Source organism: Paenibacillus validus NBRC 15382 (assembly GCF_004000985.1).
GTDB lineage: Bacteria > Bacillota > Bacilli > Paenibacillales > NBRC-103111 > Paenibacillus_G > Paenibacillus_G validus.
In genome coordinates, this window is sequence record NZ_BIMH01000033.1 from 21,839 (window position 1) to 35,423 (window position 13,585).

14 protein-coding genes are annotated in these 13,585 nt (G+C 52.2%); 7 read left to right on the forward strand and 7 right to left on the reverse strand.

The window, feature by feature from the left end; genetic code table 11:
• Window positions 1-28: 28 nt before the first annotated feature.
• The 4 genes from PVA01S_RS18745 to PVA01S_RS18760 all read left to right on the forward strand — a co-directional run bounded on the left by PVA01S_RS18745 (window position 29) and on the right by PVA01S_RS18760 (window position 3,733).
• Window positions 29-1,063: a transposase gene (locus tag PVA01S_RS18745; RefSeq protein ID WP_127608846.1), complete on the forward strand. Its 1,035-nt coding sequence runs from the start codon at window positions 29-31 to the stop codon at window positions 1,061-1,063.
• A gap of 67 nt (window positions 1,064-1,130) precedes the next feature.
• Entirely contained in the window at window positions 1,131-1,622 is a 492-nt protein-coding gene (locus PVA01S_RS18750) for a hypothetical protein (RefSeq protein WP_164751891.1), read from the forward strand.
• Between the two features lie 105 nt (window positions 1,623-1,727).
• Window positions 1,728-2,153, forward strand: coding sequence for a MarR family winged helix-turn-helix transcriptional regulator (locus PVA01S_RS18755; protein WP_127608848.1), 426 nt, complete (start codon window positions 1,728-1,730; stop codon window positions 2,151-2,153).
• Window positions 2,154-2,284: 131 nt separating this feature from the next.
• Window positions 2,285-3,733 (forward strand): DHA2 family efflux MFS transporter permease subunit, encoded by a 1,449-nt coding sequence (locus PVA01S_RS18760; RefSeq protein WP_164751892.1) that lies wholly within the window; start codon window positions 2,285-2,287, stop codon window positions 3,731-3,733.
• A 207-nt stretch (window positions 3,734-3,940) separates the two neighbouring features.
• On the opposite strand, the gene PVA01S_RS18765 is transcribed toward PVA01S_RS18760, so the two are convergent.
• Together PVA01S_RS18765 and PVA01S_RS18770 are read right to left on the reverse strand one after the other, a co-directional pair.
• Window positions 3,941-4,480 (reverse strand): hypothetical protein, encoded by a 540-nt coding sequence (locus tag PVA01S_RS18765; RefSeq protein ID WP_127608850.1) that lies wholly within the window; start codon window positions 4,478-4,480, stop codon window positions 3,941-3,943.
• 177 nt (window positions 4,481-4,657) lie between these two features.
• Window positions 4,658-6,235 (reverse strand): DEAD/DEAH box helicase, encoded by a 1,578-nt coding sequence (locus PVA01S_RS18770; RefSeq protein ID WP_127608851.1) that lies wholly within the window; start codon window positions 6,233-6,235, stop codon window positions 4,658-4,660.
• Window positions 6,236-6,378: 143 nt separating this feature from the next.
• Between PVA01S_RS18770 and PVA01S_RS18775 the strand changes: the two genes are divergently transcribed.
• On the forward strand, window positions 6,379-7,032 hold the full coding sequence (locus PVA01S_RS18775; RefSeq protein ID WP_127608852.1) for an MOSC domain-containing protein: 654 nt from the start codon (window positions 6,379-6,381) through the stop codon (window positions 7,030-7,032).
• Between the two features lie 7 nt (window positions 7,033-7,039).
• On the opposite strand, the gene PVA01S_RS18780 is transcribed toward PVA01S_RS18775, so the two are convergent.
• Window positions 7,040-7,897: an alpha/beta hydrolase family protein gene (locus PVA01S_RS18780; protein ID WP_127608874.1), complete on the reverse strand. Its 858-nt coding sequence runs from the start codon at window positions 7,895-7,897 to the stop codon at window positions 7,040-7,042.
• An 86-nt stretch (window positions 7,898-7,983) separates the two neighbouring features.
• Here PVA01S_RS18780 and PVA01S_RS18785 point away from each other — a divergent pair, with 86 nt between their 5' ends.
• Complete coding sequence (locus PVA01S_RS18785) at window positions 7,984-8,244, forward strand: DUF2573 family protein (RefSeq protein WP_054798626.1); 261 nt, start codon at window positions 7,984-7,986, stop codon at window positions 8,242-8,244.
• A gap of 7 nt (window positions 8,245-8,251) precedes the next feature.
• Here the strand turns inward: PVA01S_RS18785 and PVA01S_RS18790 are convergent, their stop codons facing one another.
• The 3 genes from PVA01S_RS18790 to PVA01S_RS18800 all read right to left on the reverse strand — a co-directional run bounded on the left by PVA01S_RS18790 (window position 8,252) and on the right by PVA01S_RS18800 (window position 10,396).
• Window positions 8,252-9,028, reverse strand: coding sequence for an SDR family NAD(P)-dependent oxidoreductase (locus tag PVA01S_RS18790; protein WP_127608853.1), 777 nt, complete (start codon window positions 9,026-9,028; stop codon window positions 8,252-8,254).
• A 134-nt stretch (window positions 9,029-9,162) separates the two neighbouring features.
• Entirely contained in the window at window positions 9,163-9,621 is a 459-nt protein-coding gene (locus tag PVA01S_RS18795) for a chemotaxis protein CheX (protein WP_054798625.1), read from the reverse strand.
• Between the two features lie 331 nt (window positions 9,622-9,952).
• Window positions 9,953-10,396: an NUDIX hydrolase gene (locus PVA01S_RS18800; protein ID WP_127608854.1), complete on the reverse strand. Its 444-nt coding sequence runs from the start codon at window positions 10,394-10,396 to the stop codon at window positions 9,953-9,955.
• An 897-nt stretch (window positions 10,397-11,293) separates the two neighbouring features.
• Between PVA01S_RS18800 and PVA01S_RS18805 the strand changes: the two genes are divergently transcribed.
• Window positions 11,294-12,178, forward strand: coding sequence for a transposase (locus PVA01S_RS18805; protein WP_127608855.1), 885 nt, complete (start codon window positions 11,294-11,296; stop codon window positions 12,176-12,178).
• Between the two features lie 814 nt (window positions 12,179-12,992).
• On the opposite strand, the gene PVA01S_RS18810 is transcribed toward PVA01S_RS18805, so the two are convergent.
• Window positions 12,993-13,484, reverse strand: a complete 492-nt coding sequence (locus PVA01S_RS18810) for a cysteine dioxygenase (protein WP_054798465.1) — start codon at window positions 13,482-13,484, stop codon at window positions 12,993-12,995.
• Between the last annotated feature and the right edge of the window lie 101 nt (window positions 13,485-13,585).

Consider the following 13,585-nt stretch of genomic DNA (forward strand, 5'->3'; position numbering starts at 1 on the left):
CTAGAGACTTTGATGGAGGTTTTTTCTAATGCCACTACCTAAAAATCGAATTATTCCCGAGAGAAAAATATATTATCGACCTGAGTTCGAATGCTGTTTACACTGTGGAACGAAATTGAAGAGAAGTCACACAGCCTGGAAGAAGAACATCTCCACATTAAACGGCGTTATTCAAGCTTGGAGTATGGCATACGCATGTCCAAATCCAAGTTGTGCATACCCCAAAACATACTATAAATCAGCAGAAGCAGACTCCTTGTGTATGAAACATACATCCTATGGTTTCGACGTATTGGCCCTTGTTGGACAACTACGCTTTAAGCATCACATGACGATCGGTGAAATTACTCAAGAACTGAATGAACGCGGCATATCTACTTCCGAACGCAACTCTCAAAGATTGTACGAGAGATACGTCACTTTATTACGCTCTAGTGTTACGGATCATGTGAAATCTGCTCTAATGCCAGTTGCTGAAGAACATGGTGGAATCATGATTTCCATGGACGGTGTTCAACCCGAGAAAGGCAATGAGACGCTTTACGTTGTTCGTGAAGTATTTAGTGGAACCATCCTCGTCGCAAAAAGCGTGAAGAGTAGCTCGTCAGAGGAACTGAAAGAGCTTATTCGGCCGGTCATCGATCTTGGCTTTCGCATCATCGGTATTGTCACAGATGGGCAGCAATCGATACGCCTTGCCATGGAGTCGCTCCTTCCGGAGGTACCCTACCAATACTGTCAATACCATTACTTAAAGGATATAGCGAAACCTGTCGTGGATCTCGATCGAAAGTTAAAAACAGGAATTAAGAAAAGTCTCCGCGGGATCCGTGAAATCGAAAGAAAATTAGATAAAGACGATTCACCAGAATCCGAGGTAGCTAAAGATTATTTAGCCGCGGTTCGTTCCGTGCTCCTAGAGGATGGAAATCCGCCGTTAGATTTACCTGGAGTTCGAATTTACGAAACCGCACAGACCATTCAGACATCGCTTCAAAACTGTCTGGATAAAAAAGGGGCCCTCCCTGCTTCAAGATGTTTTCAGAATATTCAACAAACTTAATGAGTTTAGCGAGCTATACAAAGAAGTTAAGCGCTGGGCGCAGCCGCTGCATCATGCAGCTAATATCTTGAATCCAGACGATGATCAAACAAGTGAATCTGTACGATTCCATTTTCAATGCCTGATGCAATGGTTAGAGCTAACATTTACAGAAGAAGCCGACCAACCGATGGTTTCTAATTTTAAGAGTTACACCAACGGATTCTGGAAAGGGCTTTTTACTTGTTATGACCACCCTCATGTTCCTCGAACCAACAATGACCACGAACGATTCTTTCGTCAAACCAAGACACGCCATCGACGTATGACGGGACTACGCAGCTGGAACGAATACATCGTTCGATCTGGAGAGTTTGTTGTATTCGTCGATGACGCACTCCGGCAACCTGATGTATTAAGCAGACTCCAAGGTGTTACCTATGAGGTTTTTCACGCTGAACGTAATCGTTGGTCAAAACGACTGGAAGAAGCCACGAAACGTCGTCGGTTTAGAAGCAACCCTGCAAAGTACCTTGAAAAAATAGAAAACAAGTATTGTGCGTTAATTGGTCTGTCGTAGTTTTTTTTCAATTGACACCCTCGAACAAAACAACTACAATAATTTAGTTAAAAGATTGAACTATTTATCCTTAAAATATTTATTGAAAGAAACGGGGTACCCTTTTTGGATCAATTACATGCATCCTCTCCAATTGAAAAATGGACTCGTTTAGTCATGCGCAAGTGGCACGCCGACATGTCCGTTCTGCTGAAACAAGGATTGCCTATCCAGCAATATTACATGCTCGAGGTGCTTCGCGACGGCCGTCAGATGAAGAGCTCCGCCATTGCCGAGTCCCTTCACGTTACGCTTCCGGCCATTACCAACCTGACACAGAAGCTCGTGTCCGGCGGTTATGTCGAACGGATATTGACGGAAGCGGACCGCCGCGTCGTATACGTACGCATTACGGAGAAAGGACTCGAAGCGCTGAAAGAGCTCGATGACGCAGCAGCCGGACTCGTCGAACGCTTCTGGTCGAGACTTGAGCCGGCGGAAGTGGACGAATTAACCCGGCTGCTCCGTAAAGCGATGCAGCCTAAAGAATAGGCCCGCCCCAACAGCCCCCATTAATTTCACCTCGAAGAAGGAGAATGAAAATGTCAACGACCGAACCGGCAACGAAGGAAACAACGAATGAGAGTCAAGGCGCGGCGGGGAATATCGCGTTTTGGCCGGTGATGATCGGCATCTTTTTCGGATCGTTCCTGGCCTTGCTCGGGATGAGTACGATCAATGTCGCCATTCCCGTCCTAATGAATGAATTTCAAACCGATCTCGGCATGGTGCAATGGACGCTAACCGGGTTCATGCTGTCGACCGGGATCATCTCGCCGATCACGGGATACTTAGGGGACCGCTTCAGCACCAAGTACTTATATGTGACCGCCCTGATCGGATTTACGTTAACGTCGGGCCTTTGCGCAACCGCCTGGAATGTCGAATCATTGATCGCTTTCCGGGTTATGCAGGGCGTGTTCAGCGGCATGGTCATGCCGGCGACGATGACCATTATTTATCAAGTCATCCCGCGCAGCAAACAGGCCTACGCCATCAGCATGTGGAGCTTGGCCGCGATGCTGGCCCCGGCGCTCGGGCCGACGCTCGCCGGCTGGCTGATTCAATCGTTCGACTGGCGCTGGTTGTTCTACATCAACCTGCCGTTCGGCGTCCTCGCTGTCGTCGTCGCTGTCAAAATGATACCTTATTACCGGCTTAATACGCCGAAATCGTTCGATTTGTACGGATTTATTACGGTGATCATCTCCAGCGCCTCGCTGCTCGTTGCCTTCAGCGAAGCGCATCGCTTCGGCTGGGCATCGTGGAAGACGCTCACGCTCATCACGGTCGGGCTGGTCAGCCTGTTCCTGTTCATCCGGCGCGAGCGCAGCACGCCGCAGCCGCTGCTGAATTTGAGCGTATTTAAGTATCCGCGTTACACGTTTACCTTGATCATCAGCTGTATCATGACCATCAGCCTATACTCCGGCACGTATTTGACGCCGGTGTTCCTGCAGAACATTCAGCACGTGTCGGCGTTCGATACCGGCCTTATCCTGCTGCCGTCTTCGCTTGCGATGGCGATTTTCATGCCGATTACGGGCAAGCTGTACACGAAAATCGGCCCGATGTGGCTGATCATCTCCGGTATCGTGCTGATGTCCGTCGGCACGGCCGCAATGGCGCAATTAAGCGTCGACATTCCGCACAGCTATATCGTGTTCTGGATGACCGTACGGAACATCGGAATCGCGCTGGCCATGATGCCTTCATCCAATGCGGGGATGGAAGTTATTCCGAGAGAATTGTCCGGACACGCTTCGTCGGCGAATAACTGGACTCGCCAAGGACTCGGTTCCTTCTCGATCGGTTTATTTACAACGATGCTCGCCTCCCGGGTAACCGTGCACGGGGAGGAGCTTGCCGCTTCCGGTGCGGTCCAAGACAAGGCGCTGCTCGGCGCACAGGCGTTCACGAACAGCGTGAACGATGTATACTGGCTGGCCACATTCATCGTGCTCGTCGGCATACCGTTCGCTTTCGTGCTCCGCAATCGCAAGAAGCCGGATAACGACGTGAACAAAACGGCGAAGGAAGCCGCCCGGCCTGCAAGAGGCGTAAGCGGCTAGACGCCTCTGCGCCGCGAAACGAAAGCGGGATTTCATGAATGATTTTGCGCTTTCCGGGCGCATCAAAGAAAATAGCGGAACTGAGGTACCTTATTTGCTGGCAGACGGCTCACAAACTGCCGTTCACTGCAAATAGCACACTCAAGTTCCGCTATTTTTTCGGTTATAATTCCATTTACAGGTATTCATGCTTCGTGGGTAGTTTCGCTAAAACCGCAGTTTTAGCTGCAGCTTCATGTCCGAGCCGTCAAACGAGACGCTGCGGATGCCGATATGCCGGGGCAAATACGAATCCAGCCGAATGTCGATCGGATCGATCTGGAACCAATCGAGGGGAAGCGACGCCTGCCGGATGTTGGTGCCGACATGCCGGATCGTCAAGACCGGCTCCTGCCAGGCAAGCTCGAAGCGAAGCTTCGCGCTTGCCGGCCAGCGCTCCTTGACGAGCAAGTTCACGTCGGCTACGAGCGTACCGTCGCGCAGCGTAAAGCGCGCCCCCGTTACGGTTGCATCAGGATGGACGCGGGGCCGCGCGGCCAGCGATTTTTTGATCAGCGAGTCGACCTCGCTTTCGCTCAAGCTCACTTCGAACTTTCGCTCCAGCAGCAGAGCCGCCAGCTTGTCGTCTAATCGCAGCGGCGCATAACTTAAATCGAGCGCTTCCGCCGGCTTGACGTACCATAGCGCGGCAGCTCCGGCCAAAGCACCGATGATGAGCACGGCGATCAACGCTTTCACAGCTTTCATCGCAGCCCCTCCCTCCTTGCTGCACGCACATTCCCCCGGCGCCGCGCTTATCCCGGCCTGCATGGGGTCGGAGGCGGCTCACCGGCCGCATTCGCAAGCCGTTATCGGGCGCCGGAGACTCGAGCCGGTCTATGCCGGTTCTCCGCACCAGCCCTTCCGGAGCGCACCCGCTTCCCGCTACTTCCGCTTATGGCTGCGCTCCGCCTTCGGCATGTCGGTGCGTTCCGGCTTCGACTTCAGCCAGCGCGGCGCGCCTTTGTTCTTGCGTTCGCGTTCGCGCTCCCGCTCCGTCTGGCGCTTGTCCGGCACCGCCGGCGCGCCCTTCTTCACCGGCCCCGGGCCCGCCGGCCCTTTCGCCTTCGGCGCTTGACGCTGGACCGGGGCGCTGGCGGTTTCGGCCCGCAGCGCTTCGCTGCGGCTGCTCATCTGCGACGCTGCGGCGCGCCCCTCACCGGCTGCCCGCACGCTTCGCTTGTCTCCGGCGGCAGCGCGTCCCGCTCCCGCAAGCTTCCCGGCGCTTTCTCGCGGCATTGCCGGACGTCCGTCCTCCGGCTTCCTGCGCTCCGCCGGGTTCCTGCTGTCAGCACCGGGTTCCCCCGCGACGGCGCCCCGCCCCGGCTTCGGATCGAACACTTTGCCGTGCGACATGATTTTACGCTGCAGATCGATGCCCAGCGACTTGGCGAATTTGTCCATAATGAAATGTTCCCGCGGCGTAACGATCGAAACCGCCGTTCCTTTACGCCCCATCCGGCCGGTACGGCCGACACGGTGCACATAATGATCCGCATCCACCGGCGGATCGAGGTTGAAGACATGCGTTACCTGAGGCAGATCAAGTCCGCGCGCAGCGACATCGGTCGCCAGCAGCAGTTGAAACCGCCCGGCGCGGAACGCCTGCATCGCTCTGGCCCGTTCCTGCTTGAAGGAATCGCCGTACAGCCCTTCGACCGATAACCCGGCATACTTCAGCTTCGCTACCGCTTCACCGATATCGTCGGTCTCGTTAATGAATACGATGGCCTGCTTCGGATTATATAGCCTCACCAAGCGCCGCAGCGTGTCGATTTTGTCCCGCTCTTCGCTGACGAAATATAAATGCTCCAGCGTTTCCGATGTCCGTTGACTCGGATTGACCCGCACATAGACCGGGTCGCGCATCCAGCGCTCGATGACGGCCTGCAGCTGCGGCGGATACGTCGCCGAGAAGAACATCATCTGCCGGTCGCGCAGCATTCCTTTGAGCAGCGCTTCGACTTCACCCATCGAGCCGAGCTCAAACACCTGATCGACCTCGTCCACCACGACCATGCGGATGCCCGACAGCTTCAGCTTCCGCAGCTTCACCAGTTCCTGCACCCGTCCAGGCGTGCCGACAACGATCTGCGGCTTCAGCTTCAGCTTATCGATCTGTCGCTCGATCGACGCCCCGCCGATCAGCTGCTGCACGCGAATACCCGTATCCTTGGTCAGCTCTTCCAGCGTCTGCACGATCTGCATGCCAAGCTCCCGCGTCGGCACCAAGACCAGCGCCTGCACTTCACGCAGCGGCGCTTCGATTCGGTGCAGAACCGGCAGCGCATAGGCAAGCGTCTTGCCCGTACCCGTTTGCGATTGGGCCACGACATCTTTGCCTTGCAATGCCGGCGGAACCGCCTCCGCCTGAATCGGAGACGGATCGGTGATCCCAAGCTCCGCTAACCGCTTCACATACGGCGGATCGATCCGTAACGCCGAAAACCCCGTTAAACTCATGTCATCATCCCTTCAGTTGCATATCGTGATCCTAGTATACCAAATTGTTCCGCGAATTTCCCCTGCCCCGTCTTGACCGAGCGCTTGTTTTTATATACCTTAGTAAAAAGAATTCATTTTATAAAGAGAGGGTTCAACCCGCTATGCGTACAAAGATCGAGATCGTATCTGTAAACGTTGGCCGTCCCGCCCCCCTTGCTTACCAGAACAAGATCGTCCCCTCCGGCATCGGAAAAACGCCGGTGTCCGTACCTCTGCAACTCTCTCTACTCAATCTTGACGGAGATGAGCAGGCGGATCTGGTTCATCACGGCGGCCGGGAAAAAGCGGTATGCGTTTATTGCGTCGAGCATTACCCGTACTGGGAGTCCTTGACAGGCACGACCCTATCCTTCGGGGCGTTCGGAGAAAATGTGACGGTAGGCGGGCTTACGGAGCTTGAAGCTTATATCGGAGATACGTTTCAATGGGGAGACGCGATCGTACAAATCAGCCAGCCCCGCCAGCCTTGCTTTAAACTGGCAGCCAAGCACGGCTGGCCGGAACTTCCGAAGCAAGTCGAAAAAACCGGATATACCGGTTATTATTTCCGTGTACTGGAAGAAGGCCGGGTGTCCGCAGACAGCAGCCTGCAGCTGCTCGAGCGTGACCCGCAAGCCGTAACAATCGACTATGCCAATCGAATCATGTATCGGGACCAAACAAATGCCGCCGCTATGGAGCGTCTGCTCCAGCTCCCCGCGCTTTCGGCAAGCTGGCAGGCTACGTTCCGCAAACGCCTAGCGAAACTGAACTAACCCTATATTATTCGCTCATCTCCTGCCGCTTGCGGGTAATCCACGTAAACACGGCATCCAGGGCCCGTTCGTCCTCCTCCTTCGGAAAACGATGCCCGAGCCCTTCGTACAGCTCCATCGCATAGTCCTTGCCGGCCGCTTCGAGCGCCAACGCAAGCTTGCGTGCCTGCTCCACGCTCACCTGGTGATCCGCGGTGCCGTGCACGATCAGCACGGGAACGTCGATCCGGTCAATCCAATATACTGGCGACCGGGCTTCGTACGCGTCCGTTTGCTTCTTCGGATGTCCGACGACCCGCTTCAGCATCCGCCGCATGTCGACTCGCTCTTCATACGTATCGAGCAGGTCGCTGACCCCGCCCCATACGACAACCGGCCCCGCACCGGGGCATTCCTTCGCAGCGAGCATCGCCATCAGCGCCCCTCGCGAGAAGCCGATCAGCGGCACCGGACCGCTCTCGACCTCGGGCAGAGACTGTACCATGGCGAGGGCGTGGCATACGTCGAAGCGATCCTCACCGGCGAAGTCTTCACGGCCTTCGCCGCCCTCATTGCCGCGGTAGAAAGGCGCAAACACGGCATACCCCCGGCGGGCCATGGAGAAAATGCGGCGCTTTCGCACCATTCCTACCTTGCGAATGCCGCCGCGGCAGTAGATGACGGCAGGCATTGGCATCCGCCCTTCGGGTACTGCCAAATATCCTTTTACCTTCAGACCTTGACTGATATATGTCAGTACGTACAATAAAATCCCTTTTGCTGCGCTCCTGAGCGGTTGTCTCTCCACCAGTGTCCCGTCCTGCTCCGATTTTACGCAAGCTCTTGAGAACTCACCGATGCTGCTATCCGAACCTATCGTTTCCATTGCCATTCGAGTTCACGCTCCATTTTGACACATCCCGCTTCGGGAGTTACACTAAAACTTATTATGACCGGAAAGGTGGGCTTTCAATGAATGCACGTTTTACAACCGAATTCGACGCGCTGCTTGAGAAATTTGCCGAGCTTCTAACCGGGGACACTTCTCCCGAGATGGTAGAGAAAATAAAAGTATGGTCGATTTACAACCATATTCATAAGACGATGCCGGCGCTCGCCAGCCATTGGAACCAGAACCATCCGGAAAGTAAAGCGGACATCCGCGCGCTGTACGAAGAAGTCCGTAACCTGAACCAGAAGCTGAAAGAAGCCAACAAACAGACGGAGGGATGACCTCCGTTTATTTTTTGTTCAACAGCTTGTAGCCGATCCGGTCAAAAAGCCGTGGGAACAGCTGATACAGCTTGACCCCCGCCGCAGCTGTGAACGGCAAATTGACCTCCGGCGTCCGCCGTTCGATAGCCTGCAGCACTCGTTCAGCCACCTGCTCAGGCTTGAGCATAAACCATTTCACGTTCTTCACGTAGCTGCCCGACGGATCGGCGATATCGAAGAACGGCGTATCGATGGGTCCCGGATTCACAGCCGTCAATGACACGCCTGATCCGACCAGCTCCTGCCGCAAGCAGTTCGTTAGCCCCAGCACCGCATGCTTGGTAGCCGAATAACCGCTTGATTTGGCCGAACCGATCTTGCCGGCCATCGAAGCGATGTTGACGATATGGCCGCTTCCCCGCTTTAGCATAGAAGGCAGCACCGCTTTCGTGCATCGGACCGTCCCCATATAGTTAACGTCCATCATATTTTCGAACTCGCGAAGCGGCGCATTGACGAAAGAGTCGAACACCCCGTAACCCGCATTGTTGATCAGGATATCGATCCTTCCGTATTCGCGCAGAATACGCCCCATTACGTCCTCCACCTGTTCGGCGGACGTCACATCCAGCGCATAGGTCCCGTGAGGACCGCGAATACGGGCTGCAGCTTCGGCCAGCTTCGTTTCCGATCGGGCAGCCAGCACCGGCACCGCCCCACGCTCGGCAAACATGTGGGCCATCAAGGCCCCAATACCGCTGGACGCTCCCGTAATGATAACGATTTTATCTTGAAAAGACATGCTTCTATCCCCCTAGTCATAGGTTAAACCGACAAAAAAGCGAAAGCGCCGCTGTCCGGGTCGGATCAGAGTATCGCCTTCGCTTAAGCTTATACATATTGCGGGTGAGATAGCAACAAAATCTTCTTTGTCTTTTACGTGATCAAAACCTGAATATCCAGCTCACCAATTCCTTCCATAATCAACGGAATCGTCAACGCCTTCTTGGCGTCGAACCCTGCGGAAGAGGCGGAATGCAGAAGCTTCGGCGGTGTAATGTCTACGCGGACGCCCTGGTTAAACAACATCGTGCTTGCATTGCCGCTGATCATATTGCCCAGCTCGGAGATTGCGCTCTTGCTCATGTCATCCAATTCCGTGATCAAGAAACCGCCCATCATCGCCGAAACGACTTTGAGAGCGACGCTCTCATGCAGCCCGAATACGATGTCACCTTGCATTTGTCCCGTCATGCCGATTTGGATCCATATGTAATTCTCAACAAACTTTACGTCCTTGATGCCAAGCTGCCCGGTGGACGGTCGAATATTGGCGACCTGTTCAATAACGATTCTAGCTGATTCCAGAAACGGATTAATTAGCTCTGCTTTCATTCGAAGACCGGTCTCCTTTTCGACAAATCCTTTGTACTCGTAGGACTTATTATTACTTCATTATACCTAATATCAAGCTCGGCGTATAGGCATATTCCTGTGATATACTTCACAAGAATAACGAATTTCCTAAACTTCTCCTATAAAGCCATCGGCAAACATGGATCCTTCGTCCCCAAAACGCGATTTTTCGCCAACAATCGCCCCTCACCCCGCAGCAGTTCCATCCCGGCTACAACGACATCGATAAACCCGCTGATGCTGAAGTAACAGCCCTGAAGCTCATATGCCATCCAACGCGGGTTGCACATCGTTCCTGCTTGCCGTACCCTTATATATCCCAGCCGAAACTGTCATACACAACGCCTTCCCTGATCCTGGAAATCGCCTGACGAACGTGCGGAATCGTAGCGTCAGGAAGTATCTCAAGCGGAAACCATGCCATCTCCGAGCATTTCTCCGGCTCGTTGTTGAACGGTTCTCCTTCCCATGCGTTGACGCGTAGAAAAAAATCGACCCACTCCCCCGAGTCCGACATCCGGTGCATCACAAGCACAACCTCCAAATTGTCCGGATGAAGCCGAATACCGATTTCCTCCTCCGCTTCCCGGATCGCTGCCTGTTTCACTTCTTCACCGCCATCCAGTTTCCCCGCCACCAGACTGAACTTTCCGTCCTCATAGCCCGTATTGGTTCGCCGCAGCATCAGGAGCTTCCCTTCGCGTACAAACAGCAAATAAACGGCGCCGTATATATGAAACCATGGTTTATCCATTCATCCCACCTGCTTTGCTCATCATATTCCTGAAACACAGCTGCCATCGCTTTAGATCCCGTCCAGGTTCCAAGACAACAAGCCGCCCGTTTTCCCCATCGTGTTGGCTGCTCCTATCGCAAACATCGTCGCGCCATACGACGCCTACTGGAGTAACACTTCTCACCCTGGCCTCATCCTTCTTCCATTGTATGCATTCAACAAAATCCGCACACAGGAAGTTGAATTGGATAATAATAATAACATTAGTAGATCTGTTTACCGTTCATTGTTTCCTGAACCTCTGCCTGGTTTACGTCCCGTTCTTTTGTCTCTTTACCCCATTTCACGGTCCGTATCCTCTTGCCTCGTTTGTCCCTCATTCATTAGTCGCACGGCCCCCCTTCTTCACCCTGAGTTCTCCATCCTGACTTCTTCATACTCAACCTTCATACTCAACCTTCATACTCAATTCTTAGTCCAGACTTCCTCTCCCTTTCCCCCACCTGCTGGCCCTCTATCGTTGTTTTCCCCCACTTCTTCAACCTCCTGCTCCTCCATCTCGCTTGCCCCTGCATTTTTCAATCCCCTACTACTCCATCTCGCTCGACCCTGATTTTCTCAACCTCCTACTTCTCCACCTCGCTTGCCCCTGCATATGTTCTCAACCCCCTACTTCTCCACCTTGCTTGCCCCTGCATGTTCTCAACCTCCAGCTCCTCCACCATGTCATTACCCCAACTAGTCTTCGGTTACTATCCCCTTTACTCAGGCAAACTATAGGACGACGTACTTAAAGAAGCTAGCCTAGAAGAGGCTACATGTTAATTAAAATAGAACTTGAAATAAGAACAAATGTTTGATATTATTAACAATAAGAACATTTGTTCCCTATTTTGTAAATAAGGAGCCTTGTTTATGGACCTTACCATGATGACGCCGCCTTTCAATTTTCCGACGGAAACAGCTTGCTTCGAAACTTTATTTCAGGCAAAATGGCCTAATGGCTTCATTTGTTCACGCTGCGGGCATCGTCACGCTTACCAGATTCATACTCGCAGACTTCCTCTATATGAATGTCACGCCTGTCGCTACCAAAACTCTCTTATTGCCGGTACTGTCATGGAAGGCAGCCGAACCGATATACGCAAATGGCTGCACGCCATATTTCTCATTTCTCGTACGGATTCCGGTATTAACGCAAAGCATCTCAGTAAAATCATCCGCGTTACCTACAAAACCGCTTGGCTTATGCTCCAAAAACTTCGTCATGCCATGAGTCAAGCGATCGATAGCGATCTTCTCTCAGGAATTGTACGAGTGAATATCGCTCATTACGGACGCCCCCATTGTCCGATCATAGTGCCCCACCCTCAAAGACAACCTCTGTTTATCGCTGCAACCATGAAAGAAACGGGAGAGCCTTGCCGCTTCAAGATAAAGCATCTTTCCGAAGAATACTTAAACGATGGACTGGTTCGTCGCACCGGCACGCAACTATTCACTGAGCAGCATGTGGATCAGACGGCTAATGTCGATATAGAATATATAACTGCGCGTTTTAGTCCTCGCCGATTTCATCGTTTACTCGCCGTGGCTGCAGATGCAGGCCGCTGGATTAACCTTACCTTCCATGGAATCGGGCCTAAGCACCTCCAAACTTATATGGACGAATACTGCTACCGCCTTAATCTTACACTGCGTGATACACCAATTTTCCACAATATGCTACGCCTTTCCGCCACTACCGCTGCTGTACCTTATTCTGTAATTATTCAAAAATTGGCCTGTTCTTACTACTAAGTATCGGCAGTTGTCATCATTCATCACAGTTGTTTTTGACGTGCTGTTTTGTCATGCCCTGCACCTGCTTCCCATTTCAAGCAGTACTCGTCATATCTGCTTCTACTGCGGCTTATTTCGGATTTACGTACTTCTTCTTTCCTTACTTTGGTTTTATTTCTTCTGTTCTTTGATTCAAGTCTGCTCTCATAAGCTTGCTTGCTTCTGACTTACTTACTTCAATTTTACTTACTTCTGTTTGATTACTTCTGTTTGATTACTTCTGTTTGATTACTTCTGTTTGCTCATTCTTGTTTGCTCATTCTTGTTTGCTTACTCTTTACTTCCTACTCCTGTTTACTTAATTTCTGTTACTTACTACTTCAACTTTGTATTCTTCAGTTCTTTCACGCAGCTCCGCTTTCTTCAATCTGCTTTCTTCAGTCTGTTTTTTCTTCGGTCTTACTCTCTTCAGACCGTTTTCTTCAGCCTGTTTCCAGTCTGTTTTCTTCAGATTGCTTTCTTCGGTCTTACTCTCTTCAGACCGTTTTCTTTAGGCTTGCTTACTTTAGTTGCGCGGTTGAATTGAATAAGGCTTCTTCAATTTTCCTGAGACAACGGGATAACATTCAAAAGGGTCGCTGAGTTATGACCCTGACTCTGACTCTGGCTCTGGCTCTGGCTCTGACCCTGACTCTGGCTCTGACTTTGGCCCTGAACCCAACTCCATATTGGCGGCTCAATCCAGTTCTCCATGCCCCCTTCCCATCCCAATATATGGAAATAAAAAACAAAAAAACCGTTCCCTTCATCTTACAGGAACGGTATATTGGTTTTAAATAACGAAGTCAAGAGCGTCCTCGTAAGCATAGTACGTGTGAGTGCCGGCGAGAGCCGGGGCATAGACGTGGAGGGAAACGGTTCTAAGGGGACCGTTATTTTTCATTTGATGAATTTGCCCTCGTGGTGCATGAAAATATTCATCAGCCGTAAGAGCCGTCTGCTTCTTAAGCTGCGGGAAGCCGTAAGCATCAAGCCCGTAAATACAATTGGACAGGGTCCCCTCCAGGACAAGCGCACAGCCGATCGACCTGCCGTGGTCGTGTATCCAAGTTTGCGCGCCCGGCGGCAGATGGACTAGTACAATTTCCGCGGCATTGCTGCGGAAGAGACAAGTTCGGCCGTAAGGAAGTCCTTTCGGCTCCGTCACATCATCTTTGAACACTTCGGCTGTCAGTCCCTGCTCTGCGATCCATTGCTGCAAAATGCGCGGGGACGGTTTCCTTATGGAATCGAGCGTTTGCTCGAGTGTTTCGATCCCTTTCATGCTCATTTCTCCTCCGTGATTCAATTTTATTTATGAATTTGATCAATTTTCCTTATACTTATGTATGCTGTCGCGCCCATTGGGGTGATGACTTATTAAGA